Origin of the sequence: Allokutzneria sp. A3M-2-11 16, from assembly GCF_024213555.1 — a bacterium.
In the GTDB taxonomy this organism is placed as follows: domain Bacteria; phylum Actinomycetota; class Actinomycetes; order Mycobacteriales; family Pseudonocardiaceae; genus Allokutzneria.
The window spans coordinates 454,131-468,525 of sequence record NZ_JANAVO010000004.1 but is presented as its reverse complement, the minus strand read 5'-3'; the positions used below and the strand labels follow the sequence as shown (position 1 = coordinate 468,525).

Genomic DNA, 14,395 nt, shown 5'->3' with positions numbered 1-14,395 from the left:
CAGCCGTCAGGTGTTGCTCAGGGCAGCGGTTTGTTGCGCGATCGGGTGATTCCACGGTGATCCGTTGTGTCAAGGGGTGTTCGGGGCCGGTTTTCCACCCGATGGCGGCATCCGCTGCGCCATCGGCAGGCATCGCGGGGGCCGCGGATTGCCCGCTGTGCAATCTTTGCCAAGAGCCCTTCCCAAAGGTCAATGGTCCAGTCCACTGTGCTGCTGCGGCGGACGAGCGGAAGGGTCTGGGATGATCGAGAGCGACGGCTTCGGCAGGCGGCGGTTCCTCGGTGTGCTCGGTGGTGTGGTCGGGGGGAGCGTGCTCATGACGCACGGGGCGCAGGCGTCGACGCACGGCGTCGCGACGCGGCGGGTGTACCTCGGCTGCTACACCCTGGGCACGGGTGGCGGGAAGGGCATCGGCCTGGCCGACGCGGACCTCCATACCGGAGCGCTCAAGGTCGTCTCCACGGTGGAAGGCGTGGTCAACCCGTCCTTCCTCACCCTCGCGCCGAACCGCAGGACCGTCTACGCGGTCAACGAGACAACGGAGGGCCGGGTCAGCGCGTTCGCGGTGGACGCCAACGGCGGGCTCAAGGCGCTCGGATCGCAGTCCGCGCTCGGCGCCGACCCGTGCCACCTCGCGGTCCACCCCAGCGGGCGGTACGTGCTGACCGCCAACTACTCCTCCGGATCGGTCGCGGTGCACCCGATCCGCGAGGGCGGAGCGCTGGGCCCGGCGACGGACCTGGTGCAGCACAAGGGTTCCGGGCCGGACCCCGATCGGCAGCAGGGACCGCACGCGCACCAGGTGCTGACCGACCCGAGCGGTCGGTGGTTGCACGCGGTCGACCTCGGCACCGATTCGGTGTACGTCTACCGGCTCGATCTGGGCACCGGGAAGCTGAAGCGGCACTCGCAGGCGAAGCTGAAGCCGGGCGCGGGTCCCCGGCACATCGCCTTCCACCCCAACGGGACCGCGGCCTACGTGGCCAACGAGCTGGACTCCACGATCACCGTCTGCGCGTGGGACGCGGTGACCGGCAAGCTCACGCCCGGCGCCACGGTGCCAACTGCTCCCGCGGGCGGGGCGGTGCGCAACTACCCGGCCGAGGTGATCGTTTCCGCGGACGGGCGCTTCGTGTACCTGTCCAACCGCGGCCACGACAGCATCGCGATCTTCGCGGTCGGCGCGGCCGGGCGGGCGCTCAAGCCGGTCGGGACGCCCTCCTGCGGCGGTGCGTGGCCGCGGCACATCGTGCTCACCAACGACGGCCGCTTCCTGTACGTGGCCAACGAGCGCTCGCCCGGGGTGGCCGTGTTCCAGGTGGACCGGGCCACCGGCGGGCTCACCCGGGCCGGTACCGCGCTGAGCACGCCGAGGCCGGTCTGCGTGGTGCCAGCCTGACGTCGTCAGGCGGATGGAGCAGATAAGGAGAGCTGTTCAGGCTAATTTCGCCTCACCGGCGAATTCTGCATCTTCCTCCCCGCGACGCTGCGTGCTACTCATGAGTTATGTGTTAGGTCACGCAACGTCGTGGGGAGGCCCTTGTGGGCGCAAAGGCATATTTCGCGGTGGCAGCCGCGGCCATCTCGTTAAGCATTGTCGCCGCGACGCCCGCAATTGCGGCTCCGAGGGCGGCGGAGAACTATGTGGCGATGGGCGACTCGTACGACTCCGGGGTGGGCACCCGGACCTACGACTCCTCCAGCGGTGACTGCCGCAGGAGCCCGGTGGCCTACGCGCCGCTGTGGGCGAAGGCCAACAACCCGGCCTCCTTCAAGTTCATCGCGTGCTCCGGCGGGCGCACGCCGGACGTGCAGAAGCAGGCCGACCAGCTCACCGCGTCCACCTCGCTGATCAGCCTGTCGGTCGGCGGCAACGACGTCGGCTTCGCCAGCGTGCTCACCTCCTGCCAGCTCGGCAGCGACCAGAGCTGCTTCGACAAGGTGGCCGAGGCGGTCAACCAGGCGCGGACCACCCTGCCCGCGAAGCTCGACGCCACCTACTCCAAGATCAAGTCCAAGGCGCCGTCGGCCAAGGTCGTGGTGTTCAACTACCCCCGCCTCTTCGACCTGGGCACCTGCGGCCTCGGCGGCCTGAGCAAGGCCAAGCGGGAGCGGTTGAACCAGGGCGCCGACATCCTCTCCGGCGTCATCTCCGGCCGGGTCGCCGCGGCGGGCTTCCGCTTCGCCGACATCCGCGACCGGTTCAACGGACACGGCATCTGTTCCAGCGCGGAATGGCTCAACGGCCTGTCCTGGCCGATCAACGAGTCCTACCACCCGAACACCAACGGACATTCCCAGGGCTACCTCGCGGCGTTCAAGGCCGCTATCGGGTGACATTTTGAGTTCACTCCGCCGCCGTCCTCGATGAGGGCGGCGGCGGTTTTTTGTGGACCGCGTGTGAATAGGTTGGGCCGAACCGGCTAACAGTTTTCTTCGTGAGTCGAAAGACTTGACTTTCCTCGCGGGGTCCACCGTTTCCGCCAGTACTCCGTAGCGGTGACCCGCGCGCGGGCGGGCCGCGGTTGCTGGCACGATCAAGGGGTACGCGTCCGGGGCCGGGAGCTGGCGAGGAGGGTTAGGCGTTGACGACGCTGGAGACCGGGACCGAGGTGCTGTATGCCCTCGCCGACCGCACCGGGGAGTGCGCGGGGGAGACGGCGGGGCACCGCGAAGCCGCCGAGCACGCGCACTCCGAACTGGTGCTGACGTGGGTCGGCTCGTCCCATCCGGAAGCCGCCACGGCCCAGGCGTATGCCGCGACAGGGGTCCAGAAGATCAACGACGCGGTCTACCGGCTGCACCGCGCCGCGGAACTGCTGCGCGAGGCCGCCGTCCGCGAACGCGCCGCGCGGGAGGACGTATGACCTCCATCGGCGCGGTGCACCGGCGCCTGGCGATGGCGCGCGGCACGCTCCCGGAGGAGCAGCTGCGCGAGCTCGCCGGGCGCATCCTCGACGAGCTGCGGCCGGAGCTGAACTCGGTGATGGAGCCGGGATCGGGCTACGAGCTGCAGGACGCGATGGCCCTGCTCGGAGCGGCCGCGGGGGACCTGCTCTCCGCCGCGGACGACTTCGCCCTGGCCCGAGAACGAACAGACACCTATCTAGGGCCTCTTTGAGAGGTCCGTGTTCGCGATAGCCGGGCCGAGCCCGCCCCTGGCTGCGCCTCGGCGAAGGCCACGTACAACACCGGTACGCGGCCTCCCCCGAGTCTTGCCAGGAACGACCTCGATCCCGACTCTCATCGAACGAGACCTCACAAAGAGGCCCTCGAGAAGTAGCTGCCGGGGGAAACCCCGAACGCACGGCGGAACGCGGCCACGAAGGCGCTCGCGGTGCCGTAGCCGACGCGGCGGGCCACCGTGCCCACCGCGATCCCTTCCGCGAGCAGCGGCAGGGCGGCGCACATGCGGTTCTGCGCGCGCCAGTGGCCGAAGGTCATGCCGGTCTCGCCGACGAAGAGCCGGGCCAGTGTTCGTTCGCTGGCCCCGGCGAAGCGACCCCAGCTCGCGAGGTCGCGGTCGTCGGCGGGATCGGCGCGCAGCGCGTCGACCACCGCGCGGGCCCGTGCGTCGGCAGGGATCGGCAGCTCCAACGTGGTCACCGAAACCGGCTGTAGCAGGTCGAAAACCACGGCCTCGGCGCGTGTGCGCTCGTCCGGGGCGAGGCCGTCCCGGCTGAGGTGGTCGATGAGCTGGCCGAGCAGTGGGCTGACCGCGATCACGGTCGGCTCGGACCAGTCGATCGGGCAGTCCCGCAACGGGAAGTAGACGCTGCGCATGACCGCGGGGCCGATCGCGGCGGTGCTGTGCTCGACCTCGGCCGGAATCCACAGCGCGCGCGTGCTCGGCAGAACCCAGGTGCCGTTGTCGGCCGTCACCGTGATCACGCCGTCGGTCGCCCAGTTCAGCTGGTGCACGGGATGGGTGTGCCGCTCGAAGCGCAGCCCGCCCGGCATGTCGAGGCTGCCCACCATGATCACGTTGAAGGAGGGTTCCGGGACCAGCTGGCCGTTGAGCGACATCAGTTGGCAGCGTAGCTCGTAGCGGTCACGGCGGCGCCGTCCCTACCGTCGCGGCATGGGGATGAACCGGTACCACCAGTGGTTGTGCGGCTCCGAGACGTGGGCGAAGGACGTGCGGGACAAGCAGATCCCGTGGGCGCTGGACGGGACGGACCTGGGTGAGGACGTCCTGGAGATCGGGCCGGGATACGGCGCCACCACCCGGGCCCTCGTCGACCTGGTTCCCCGGCTGACCTCGGTCGAGATCGACGAGGCGATGGCGGGGCGGCTGGAGCGGCTGCACGGTGGCCGGGTTCGCGTCCTCCAGGGTGACGGCACCGCACTTCCCTTGCCGGACAAGGACTTCAGCGCGGTCGTGTGCTTCACGATGTTGCACCACGTGCCCACCGCGGCGTTGCAGGACCGGCTCTTCGCCGAGGCGTTCCGGGTGCTGCGGCCCGGCGGGGTGTTCACCGGTTCGGACGGCGTCCACTCGCTGGGCTTCAGGTTGATCCACATCGGGGACACCTTCAACCCGGTCGATCCGGACACGCTGCCCGGGAGGCTGCGCGCGGCGGGCTTCGACAGGGTAGAAATGACCGTGCGCCCGAAGGAAAAGATGCGGTTCCGGGCGCACCGGGATTGACCATCTACTGTGGACGGTGCAATGTCCGACTTCCTCGACACCGTCTTCGGTGCGCCGATCGAAGGTGCCTACCACCTCGTCAGCGCCATCGCGGGTGCCGTCCAATCCGTCTTCGGGGGCGCGGCGACGGCCGTCGCGATCGTCCTGTTCACCATGGCCGTGCGAATCCTGTTGCTGCCCTTGGGGTTCGCCCAGGCCAAGGCGGAGCGCAAGCGCGAGGTGCTGCTGCCGCGGCTGAAGGAGCTCCAGGAGAAGTACTCCGACGACCAGGAGCGGTTGCAGCGCGAGACGCTGGCGTTCTACCGCAGCTCCGGGATCTTCGTCGGGATGCTGCCCACGCTCGCGCAGATCCCGTTCTTCGTGGTCATGTACCGGCTGTTCAGCATGCCCGCCGTCAACGGGCAGGCCAACGACCTGCTCACCGAGGACGTGCTCGGGGTTCCGCTGGGCTCGTACGTGTTCGGGGTCGGGTTCAGCGTGGAGGCGGTCGTCGTCTTCGGCGCGCTGCTCGGGTTGATCACGCTGGTCGGTTGGTGGACCGCGCGCAGACAGCCGCCGGGCGGCCCCGGGTGCCTGCGGATGGTGCACTACGTGACCGTGGTGATCGCCTTGTTCGTCCCGCTCGCGGCAGGCATTTACCTGTTGGTCACCACCGCGTGGACGGCTGTGCAGCGCGCGATCCTGTTGCGTGACAAGCATGGGGCTTCGTCCTAGCCTCGTGGTGTGGGACACCTGATGGTTTTCACCACCCTGGACAGCGCGGACGCCGCCGAGGACCTGGCGCGCTCGCTGGTCGCCGATGGCCTCGCCGCGTGCGTGCAGGTCGTCGGCCCGGTGCGCAGCGTTTACCGGTGGCGGGGCGAGGTGTGCGTCGACCAGGAGTGGCAGCTGGTGATCAAGACGGCCGAGGAGCGCATGGAGGAGCTCAGCAAGCACGTGCGCGCGCACCACTCCTACGAGGTGCCCGAACTGGTGGCCGTGCCCATCACCGGTGGCTCGCAGGACTACCTCGACTGGGTTACCGAACAGGTCAGCCCGCGCGGCTGAGCATGGGTGGCACATCGGCGATCGCCTTGCCCAGCAAGGAGATCGCGGTGCGCAAGGTGCCTTCGTCGAGGTGCGCGCAGCCGAGCACCAGGCCCTCGCCCCCGTTGAACACGATCGGGTCGACCACGAGTTTCGGCCGCAGCCGCTCCAGCACGGCGCCCGCGGTGACGCCCTGCGGCAGCAGCACCGTCGCCGTGCCCGCGCTGATCGACCCGCGCACCTCCACCGGCAGGTCCTCCAACCCGGAACGGACCGCGGCCAACCGCAGCGCGTGCAGCTCGGTGAGCCGGGTGCGGTAGCGCTGCACCGCGCCGCGCTGGAGGAGTTCGGCCGCCGCCTCCTGTGGAACCGGGGCGGGCCGCGCGACGGTCTCGGTCAGCACCACCTCCAGCCGGGGCACGAACCGCCGCGGCACCACGAGATAGCCCAGTGGCAGCGCGGAACCGAACAGCGAGCGCAGAGAACCGATGTGCACCACCGATGCTCGGTCTCCGAGCTGGAGAAGGCTCGGCACCGGCTCGTGGTGCTCCGGAACCTCCTGGCCCAGCTCGACCAGCACCGAGTCCGCCGCGCGCGACCAGTCCAGCAGCGCCCGCCTCCGCCACAAGGGCATCCGCGTGCCGAGCGGATCGTGGCCGTCCGGCGAGGTGAACACGAGGCGCGCCTTGGACGGCAGGTCCAGCCACAAGCCGTCCGGCCACACCGGCACCGGCCGCACCATTGGGCCGAGTGCGCCGACGAACGCGCGCAGCGGCCACGGCGCCGGGTCCTCCACCGCGACGATGTCGTCGGCTTTGCACACCGCGCGGACCAGCAGCTCCGCCGAATGGCTCGGCCCGCCAGTCACGATCACCTCGTGATTGGCCATCGCCAGTCCGCGGTTGCGCTCCAGGTAGTCCGTCAGCGCGGCCCGCAACCTGGGCAATCCCAGTGGTGGCGCGGGTCTCGGCAGGACGTGCCCGGCCGCGCGCCACGCCGCCCGCCACGCCTCGCGGGGGAAGCGGGTCAGGTTGCTCTGCCCGGGCCGAAGATCGATCGGCGGCGGCATCCCGTGCATCGGGCCCGTCGTCCTGCGGACGCTCGGCAAGCCCTGCACGTAGCTGCCCGCGCCGCGCCGCCCGCGCAGCACCCCAGCCGCGAACAACAGGTCGTAGGCGGCGACGGCCACCCCGCGCGAGACGCCGAAGGACGCGGCGAGGGCGCGCGTGGACGGCAGCCGCGTGCCCGCCCCGAGCACTCCGCGCTCGACCAGCTCGGTCAGCTGCTCGGCGATCTGCCGGTGGAGCGGGACGCCGCGGTCGCGGTCGACGGTGATCGGGAGGGCCATGTGAGCAGGTTATGAGCCGTTGAGCTGCGAAAACGGGCTCACTGTTGCCGAAAGCGTCTCAAAGCCGTCTCATCCCGCGGACCCCGCGACCGGGAAGTGGTCGGAGTACTCGTCGTCGCGCCGGACCACCACTCCGAGCATCTTCACCTGCCACTCCGGCGACTTCACCAGCAGCGTCTCGTTGCGCCACGCCGCCCTGCCCGCGCCCCGGCGCAGCAGCACGTAGTCCAAGTGCTCCTCCGATCCGCTCGCCATGGAGTTGCGCGACGGCGACCAGGACGGCGGACCGGCGTATGAGGTCGGCGCGAGCGCGTCCAGGTCGGTGAGCATGCCCGGGTACTCCGGCCCGTCGCGGTGCACGTTGAGGTCACCCGCGATGACCGTCGTCCCGGTGACCCGCTGGTCCAGGTAGGAGTCGATCTCGCGGAACTGCTCGGCGCGCAGCGCCCGCGCCCTTCCGGCGGGACACGTGCTGTCGTCGGCTTGGACGTGGGTGCCGACCACGTTCACCGTCAGCCCGCGCACAGTGATCTTCGCGTGGGCGAAACCCTTGCTGGAGAAGCCGTCCGCGCCGCAACCGTTGGTGAAGATGTACTGGTTGCGCGCGGAGATCGGGAACTTGCTGACAATCGCGACGCCGCCGTCCTCCAGGTCGAACTGCGGGTCGCCGTAGGTCCCGTCCCAGCCCGCGTCGCCCCGGCCCACCACCGGCGTCTGGTACGGGTACTCCGCGCGCAGCCCTTGGAGCAGCTTTTCCGAGGCCGGGTTGTCGAAGACCTCGTTGAGCACGACGACGTCGTAGCCCTTGATGTAGCTCGCGTTGGCGATCAGCCCGGCCCGGGTGTCCTGGGCGTCCGTCGGCGCGGCGATCTTCGGCAGGAACTTGACGTTGTGCGTGAGCACGCGCACCGGCGGGGCCGCCACGGCAGGCAGTGGGGCGCTCAGCAGGGCGGCGACGGTCAGCAACAGAGTCCAGCGGCGCATCGCGGTCTCCCGGGGATCGCAGGGTGAATACGATTCACGTTAGCCGCGCGCGCCCCGCTGACCAGGGCCAAAGGGGCAGATGTTCGCCCACCCTTCACCCCCGCCCGGCCGCCCCCTCCACACCCCACGCCCCCAACGACGCATTTGGGGCGTTAGGTGCCCTGAACGAGTCGTTCAGGGACCCCAACGCCCCGAACGACTCGTTCAGGGCTTATCGAGAAGGGTAGGTCGAGGGCGGAAAGAGGCATGGGAGACCAAAAGCGCCTGGTCGAGTGGGGGTCTGCGAGGGTTCGGGTCGGAGCACGATCCATCAGCCCGGCGAGCCTGGACGAGGGCGTCCCCAATGTCGCGTTTGGGGCGTTAGATTCCCTGAACGAGTCGTTCGGGGAACCCAACGCCCCGAACGACTCGTTCAGGGAAAAACCGCGGTGGTCAGGCGTTGACCTGGTGGCGGCGGACCGCGTCGGCGCGGGGGTCTACGGCGGCGGCGACGGCCTGGTCGACCGACATGCCGAAGCGGTGCAGCGAACGGTCGGCGAACTCCATGCAGTGTCGCGCGATCTCGTCCTGGCCGAGCAGGCGGTGCGCGCGGCCGAGGCCGTGCATCACGATCGCCAGCTCGTACTCGTCCGCGTCGGTCAACGAGTTCAGCGCGTTTTCCAGACTCTGCACGGCCTGTTCGGCGCGCACCAGCGATCGCCCACGGTCGGTGCCCTCATGGGCCTCCGCCGCCGCCAGGTACCAGCGGCCGACCGTGATGTCGGCGCGCCCGCTCGGCAGCCCCCTGGTGCCGTGCGGCAGCGCGCGATGGGTTCCGAGGTCCTTGGAGTGCTTCACGAACTCTCCCCGTCGAACTGCTGAAGCTGAACCTAAACCTGAACTTGCGAGTCTTGGATTCACGTTGACGTCGCTGCGTGCCTGTGGTCCTTTCCGGTGCTTGTCACCAGCTTGTCGTGACTCCGGCGACAAGCACTGAGAAGCCTGCCGGAATTCTGTTGTACGTCGAGCTGAAAAGGGAATCGGCAGAGACAACCCTGATATGAAGGTCCCATCAGGAAACCGAAATCACACGTTTGTACACATCCGCGTTATCGCAGTTCAGGGGCTCGTTTGGGCGGTCAAACACGACCAAGGTCGCCCGTACGGGAGACGCCGGGGCTGGGCCACCCGGGCCCGGGAGCAACCCGATCGGGTCAGTCTCGTGACCGGTCGGAGACCGGATGGGGTCACCAATGCCCGAAATGCACGGCACCGCACCGATCCAGAGCCTCCTGGGGGTGCGGTGCCAGCGTCTGTATCGAAAACGCGATGGATAGTTACCCAGGCGAACTAGCCCGGACGCCGCTCAGCCGGGCTTGAGCCGGTACTCCCAGCCGCCCTCTGCGGTGCGGTGCAGCTGGTAGTGGGTCTCGATTTTCGGCCCGCCGTGCAGGTAGGTGTGCGTGACGGTGCTGCCCGCGACCGCCCTGGCCACCGGGATCGCGTCCTCGCGCCCGTCCAGCGGCCCGCCGATGAACCGGGCCAGCGCCCGGCCCGGACCGCCGGAGTCGGGGGACAGCGGAGACGACATGATCCACTCGCATTCTCGGGGCAGGCGGCAGTCCTCCAATCGTAGGGGTGATGACCTGCGGGATCGGCCCTAATCATCCACTTGGCGCACCACGCCGGTACTGCGCGGGCGAATCCGCTCCCCGCCGGTCCTCGCGGCTGCCGGGGACGCCGCGGTCCACGTGGAAGGTGGTGAGCGTCCGTACCGGCGAGTAGGGGTCGCGGCGGTCCTCGATCACCCGCAGGTGCGTGCTCCACCGCCGCGGCGTGACCTCGTAGACGTCGTAGCCGTACCGGTTGCCCTCGAAGTACTTCAGGTGCGGGTTGGCCCGGCCCATCACCGGGCCGTTGGTGGCGTTCCACTCCGGCGAGTACGCGCCGGAGGTGATCGAGTGCGCGGTGAACTCCGTGCCGATCACGGGCGCGTCCGGCTCGTCGAAGTCCGGCACCACGTCGTCGACGAACGCGGAGTGCCAGTCCCCGGTGATCACCACGAGGTCCCGCATCCCGCTGCGGTGCACGTGCCCGAGCACCTCGTCGCGTTCCGCGCGGAACCCGTCCCACTGGTCGGTGAAGTAGTAGCCGCCGCCGGGCTTGGCCAGCTGGCTGAGCATGATCGAGTTGACCCAGCAGTGCCACGAGTCGCCCGCGGAACCGATGCGGTTCTTCAGCCAGGTCTTCTGCTCCGCGCCGAGGATCGTGCCGTTGGGCAGGTTCTGCGCGGAGCGGTATTGCCGCAGGTCGAGCACGTCCAGCTCCAGCAGGTCGCCCCAGTGCCGGGTCTGGTAGATCTGCGGGCCGCTCCCGTCGCGCAGCGGCATGTGCTCGTAGTACGCCTGATAAGCGGCGGCGCGGCGCTCCCGGAAGACCGTGGTGCCGCTGTAGTCGTTGACCACCTCGTGGTCGTCCCACGTCAGGAAGACGGGGTGCGCGGCGTGCATGGCGCGCAAAGACGGATCGCCCTTGTAGAGCGCGTGCCGCCGCCGGTAGTCGGCCAGCGTGAAAACCTCTGGGCCTTCGTGGTCTCGAACGTGCTGCCCGCCGACCTTTCCGTGCTCGTAGATGTAATCCCCAAGATGTACAACGAAATCAAGATTCTCACCGGCGATACCCCGGTGCGCGGCGTAGAAACCGTCGTGGAACGCCTGGCAATTCGCTGATGCGAAGCGGACTTCGGCGACGGGGCCGACCGGAGCGGTCTTCGTGCGGCCGACGCGGCTCGTCTTCCCCAGCGCCGAGAACCGGTAGTAGTAGCGCCTTCCCGGGCGCAATCCGTGAACGGGGATGTGCACGCTGTGGCCCTGTGCGGCGGTCGCGGCGACCGTGCCGCCGGCGATCTTTCGGTGGAACAAGGGGTCTTCGGCGACGCTCCACGCCACATCGACGGAATCGGCGAGCGACGAGGTGAGGGAAAGGGGCTCCGGGGCGAGCCGCGTCCACAGCACGACCCCGTCCGGCAACGGGTCCCCCGAACCGACGCCCAGCGTGAACGGAGCGGGATCGTAGGAGACGCCGAGGTCGACGGCCGCGGCCATGGCCTGCGCGGGGGAGAGCGATTCGCTCAGCGGCCAGACCGCGCCGAGCGCCCCGGCAGCGGCGGCGGAGCGGAGGAGGTCGCGGCGGTTCAGGTTCGGTCTCATGACGACACCGAAGCCAGTTCGAGTGGCGACATCCTGAACACTCCGCGTCGGTGAGGTGAAACCACGACGTCACCGTCCTTTATGGACTGATCGGCATTTCCCGCACGAGTCACCCGTTTGCCACGTCGTCCGGGCTAGCGGCCCTGCGCTTTGATCGGCAGGTCCTGGCGCCGTCGACAAGGGGTGCGCAGCATGTCCGCTTACCGGCAACCGGAGATGTACCGGCCCTATCCCGCGCGGAGCAATCCGCGCGCGGCCGAGGCGGGCGCGCACGCGAGGGACTGGGCGCGCCGGACGGGCATGCTCGCGGGCCTGTGGGACGAGCGCGACATCGACGAGCTCGGGGCGGCCACGTTCGCCGCGCACACGCACCCGGAGGCCGCGGAAGCGGCGCTGTTCCTGCTCAGCGAATGGCACATCTGGGGTTTCTACCTGGCCGGGCACTTCGGTGAGTACCGACGAACACGTGACATCGGCGGAGCGAAGCTCTTCGCCCGCAGACTGGTGGCGTTCACGACGACGGAGGCGTTGACGCCCGGGAACCCGGCCGAGCGGGGCCTCGTGGACCTGTGGCCCCGCACGACGCGGACGATGCCAGCCGAGCAGAGAGAACGCTTACGCCGCAACATCCAGTGCTACGTCGACGCCCACGTGGAGGAGCTGTTCAACCTCTGCCAGAACCGGGTGCCCGACCCGAGCAGCTATCTGGCGACGCGCACGAGAACCCTTGGCGTGCCTTGGGCTCACGACCTGATCCGGCACCTCATCGACGACGAGCTGCCGCGACAGGTGTTTTCGACGTGGCCCATGCGCGCGCTGCTGGCCGCTTTCTTCGAAGCCACCGCGCCGCAACGGGACGCGTGGAGCTACCAGGAGGACGGCAGCCGCGGCATGACGACCAACAACGGCGTCCACGTGTACGCACGATTCCTCGGCTGTTCGTCGCAACGGGCGGGCGAGATCCTGAACAACCTCGGCACGGAACGCTTGCGCCGCTTCGAGAACCTGGCGATCACCGAGGTCCCCGCGCTCGCCGTCGAACTCGGTCTCGGCCTGACGGACGGGGAGCGCCTGCTCCGGCACATCGACCACCTGCGGCAGTTCACCGCCGGGACGCACCAGTGGATTCAGCGCCCCGCCCTGCTCAACTCGTGAGCGCGAAGCCGAATGAGCTCTCGTAGACGTGGTTCGGAACGTTCTCACAGTTTCGGAACGGCGTCAGGAAGTGGTCGTCCTGGTCCTTCCAGTAGCACCGGTGCAGTTCGACCGACGGCTCGGCGGGCTTGGCGGGGTAGATCCATCCCTCGACGCGCAGCTTCGTCTGCCCCTCGCAGTCCTCGCGCAGCGACGTGAAGTGGTTGAGCCCCTTGGCGCTCGTGTAGGAGCAGCCGTAGAGCGGCACCGTGCCCGGCTTGGTCGAGTTCTCCAGGAAGTATCGGTGCTCCAACGAGTAGCGCGCGGTGACCGGGCCGCTGGTGTCCCAATGCTCGCGGCCGTCGTAGAAGCGGGAGAAAGCGCGCTTGGGCGAAGTGAGCGCGTGGCCGAGCAGACCGTCCGAGACCGCACCCGCCTTGTTGTCACAGGCTTCTGTGGTCGCGGTGTAGTGCGTGCCGCCCACGCGGCAGCGGTACAACGGCGTCGACGGTGCGGCAGGGGGAGCGTTGTACAGCCAGCCCTCCGTTTGGAGGATCGAGTTCTGCTTGCCCTCGCAACCCGGGTCCTTCGACAGGAACTGGTCGCTCGCACCGTTGCGGCAGCTGTGAATGCCCGTGGTGTTGTCGGCTGGAGCGTCGGCCAGGTGCCACAGCTTTCCTTCCACCGGAGCGAAACCCGGGGTGCGCTCGGCGTCCGTGGTGGTCCGGTGCTGCGTGCCGTTCGAGAAACCCACCAACGCGCTCTGGCCGGCGGGGCGCCCCGCGACGCAGGTGATCAGGCGGCGCATCGCCACGGCGTTGCTCCAGTCACCGGCCTTGGCCCACTGGAGGTAGTAGACGTAGAACTTGTCGTCCACCACCGAGGGATCGGCGCCGAGACCGACGACGGTGGGATAGGCGTTGCCGCGCTCGGGGTCGCGGAACAGCGGCTGCGCGGGCGTCCAGCCGGTCATGCCGTTCGGCGAGTGGGAGAACTCGAACTCCGTGATGCTGTTGCCCGCCACCATGATCGTGCCACCGCGGGTGGTGCGCACGACGTTGGGGTGCCACGGTCCGACCGCCTCGCGCAGTGACGTCGACGGCCCGTTCTTGCCCGCCGAGCTCCACCCACCCTGGTGGAATTTCGCCCACGGGGTAACGGTTTTGCGCTTCGCCGCGTCGATCACCTCGGCGAGCGGCGCCCGCGCGACGGACAGGCCGGTCGCCTTGAAGCCGCCGTTCTCGAAGGAGTAGTCCGGGAAGTACAGGTACAGGTGGCCGTCGCGGGGCACCAGCGAGGAGGTGCCGATGTCGGCGGTCAGGTCGTGCTGGTCGGCGGTGGCGAAGTCCATGTCGGGACTGACGATCTCGCCGATCAACGTGGTCGCGCCGGTGGCCGGGTCGTGCACGCCGAGATGCAGGTCGGCGTAGAAGTGGTGCTGCTCGCTGAGTTTGCGCTCCAGGTGCAGCACCTGGAGGACGAGTCCGCTGCCCGGATCGCGGTAGACCGGCCCGCCGCCCGCGTACTGGTAGGGCGGCGCGAGCCCGGTCACCTGCTTCATGCTGACCACGCCGCCCGCGACCGGGTTGTCCAGCGTGCCGCGCGTGACGGCGATGCTCTGCGGTTGCCCGCCCGCGCCGACCAGTGCGGCCGTGGACAGGAACTTGTAGTTGCCGTTGCCCTCCGGCAGCACGCCGAAGGCCGTGTCCGGCCAGCCGTTGAGCCCGAGCCGCTGCCGCGTCGGATTGTCCACGACGACCTGCGCTGGCCCCACCGCGACGCGGTTGCACGGTTCGACCGCCGCTTCTCTCGCGTTCGCCGCGGCCGGGCCCACAGCCCCGGCCAGCACGATCACCACACTGAGCACACGAAGCTTCACGCCGCTGATCCTGCCCGCTGAACTTCGCCCGCGTCCGCGATTTGAAGTACTCTCCACCCCATGTGGCACACCCCGCGCCCCCTCAACGCGGGCTAACGTGGTCCAAACCAATCCCGTTTCGTACTCTTATCGGGTTTTTGAACGATCCAAAATCCGGCTAAGAGTACGAAACGGGAAAAGGTGGC

General features: G+C 69.1%; 15 protein-coding genes. 8 read left to right on the top strand and 7 right to left on the bottom strand.

Annotation, left to right across the window (positions count from 1 at the left end; translation table 11 throughout):
• Positions 1 to 241: 241 nt before the first annotated feature.
• The 4 genes from NLX83_RS26085 to NLX83_RS26070 all read left to right on the top strand — a co-directional run bounded on the left by NLX83_RS26085 (position 242) and on the right by NLX83_RS26070 (position 3,121).
• Positions 242 to 1,399 (top strand): lactonase family protein, encoded by a 1,158-nt coding sequence (locus tag NLX83_RS26085; protein WP_254237799.1) that lies wholly within the window; start codon positions 242 to 244, stop codon positions 1,397 to 1,399.
• A 251-nt stretch (positions 1,400 to 1,650) separates the two neighbouring features.
• Positions 1,651 to 2,337 (top strand): SGNH/GDSL hydrolase family protein, encoded by a 687-nt coding sequence (locus NLX83_RS26080; protein WP_254237798.1) that lies wholly within the window; start codon positions 1,651 to 1,653, stop codon positions 2,335 to 2,337.
• Between the two features lie 248 nt (positions 2,338 to 2,585).
• Positions 2,586 to 2,867, top strand: coding sequence for a hypothetical protein (locus NLX83_RS26075; RefSeq protein WP_254237797.1), 282 nt, complete (start codon positions 2,586 to 2,588; stop codon positions 2,865 to 2,867).
• Entirely contained in the window at positions 2,864 to 3,121 is a 258-nt protein-coding gene (locus NLX83_RS26070) for a hypothetical protein (RefSeq protein ID WP_254237796.1), read from the top strand. The genes NLX83_RS26075 and NLX83_RS26070 overlap by 4 nt, the downstream gene beginning before the upstream one ends.
• A gap of 137 nt (positions 3,122 to 3,258) precedes the next feature.
• On the opposite strand, the gene NLX83_RS26065 is transcribed toward NLX83_RS26070, so the two are convergent.
• Positions 3,259 to 4,026: an AraC family transcriptional regulator gene (locus NLX83_RS26065; protein ID WP_254237795.1), complete on the bottom strand. Its 768-nt coding sequence runs from the start codon at positions 4,024 to 4,026 to the stop codon at positions 3,259 to 3,261.
• 55 nt (positions 4,027 to 4,081) lie between these two features.
• Here NLX83_RS26065 and NLX83_RS26060 point away from each other — a divergent pair, with 55 nt between their 5' ends.
• Genes NLX83_RS26060 through cutA form a run of 3 tightly spaced genes read left to right on the top strand, consistent with a single transcriptional unit; the run spans position 4,082 to position 5,698 of the window.
• Positions 4,082 to 4,651 carry a class I SAM-dependent methyltransferase gene (locus NLX83_RS26060; protein ID WP_254237794.1) on the top strand — a complete coding sequence of 190 codons (570 nt, stop codon included), beginning with the start codon at positions 4,082 to 4,084 and terminating at the stop codon, positions 4,649 to 4,651.
• Positions 4,652 to 4,672: 21 nt separating this feature from the next.
• A complete protein-coding gene (locus NLX83_RS26055; RefSeq protein WP_254237793.1) occupies positions 4,673 to 5,365 on the top strand; it encodes a YidC/Oxa1 family membrane protein insertase in 693 nt (230 codons plus the stop codon).
• A gap of 9 nt (positions 5,366 to 5,374) precedes the next feature.
• The gene (gene cutA / locus NLX83_RS26050) at positions 5,375 to 5,698 is read left to right on the top strand and encodes a divalent-cation tolerance protein CutA (RefSeq protein WP_254237792.1); all 324 of its coding nucleotides are present in this window, start codon (positions 5,375 to 5,377) and stop codon (positions 5,696 to 5,698) included.
• Here cutA and NLX83_RS26045 read toward each other — a convergent pair.
• The 5 genes from NLX83_RS26045 to NLX83_RS26025 form a co-directional block, all read right to left on the bottom strand.
• Positions 5,682 to 7,025 (bottom strand): aminotransferase-like domain-containing protein, encoded by a 1,344-nt coding sequence (locus NLX83_RS26045; RefSeq protein WP_254237791.1) that lies wholly within the window; start codon positions 7,023 to 7,025, stop codon positions 5,682 to 5,684. The genes cutA and NLX83_RS26045 overlap by 17 nt on opposite strands.
• Before the next feature lie 69 nt (positions 7,026 to 7,094).
• Positions 7,095 to 8,009 carry an endonuclease/exonuclease/phosphatase family protein gene (locus NLX83_RS26040; protein ID WP_254237790.1) on the bottom strand — a complete coding sequence of 305 codons (915 nt, stop codon included), beginning with the start codon at positions 8,007 to 8,009 and terminating at the stop codon, positions 7,095 to 7,097.
• A gap of 432 nt (positions 8,010 to 8,441) precedes the next feature.
• On the bottom strand, positions 8,442 to 8,846 hold the full coding sequence (locus NLX83_RS26035; protein ID WP_254237789.1) for a hypothetical protein: 405 nt from the start codon (positions 8,844 to 8,846) through the stop codon (positions 8,442 to 8,444).
• A 508-nt stretch (positions 8,847 to 9,354) separates the two neighbouring features.
• Positions 9,355 to 9,579 (bottom strand): hypothetical protein, encoded by a 225-nt coding sequence (locus NLX83_RS26030; protein ID WP_254237788.1) that lies wholly within the window; start codon positions 9,577 to 9,579, stop codon positions 9,355 to 9,357.
• 73 nt (positions 9,580 to 9,652) lie between these two features.
• On the bottom strand, positions 9,653 to 11,197 hold the full coding sequence (locus NLX83_RS26025; RefSeq protein ID WP_254237787.1) for an alkaline phosphatase D family protein: 1,545 nt from the start codon (positions 11,195 to 11,197) through the stop codon (positions 9,653 to 9,655).
• A gap of 192 nt (positions 11,198 to 11,389) precedes the next feature.
• Here NLX83_RS26025 and NLX83_RS26020 point away from each other — a divergent pair, with 192 nt between their 5' ends.
• Positions 11,390 to 12,352, top strand: coding sequence for a terpene synthase family protein (locus NLX83_RS26020; RefSeq protein ID WP_254237786.1), 963 nt, complete (start codon positions 11,390 to 11,392; stop codon positions 12,350 to 12,352).
• Here NLX83_RS26020 and NLX83_RS26015 read toward each other — a convergent pair.
• The gene (locus NLX83_RS26015; RefSeq protein WP_254237785.1) at positions 12,342 to 14,210 is read right to left on the bottom strand and encodes a hypothetical protein; all 1,869 of its coding nucleotides are present in this window, start codon (positions 14,208 to 14,210) and stop codon (positions 12,342 to 12,344) included. The two genes, NLX83_RS26020 and NLX83_RS26015, sit on opposite strands and share 11 nt — an antisense overlap.
• Positions 14,211 to 14,395: the final 185 nt, after the last annotated feature.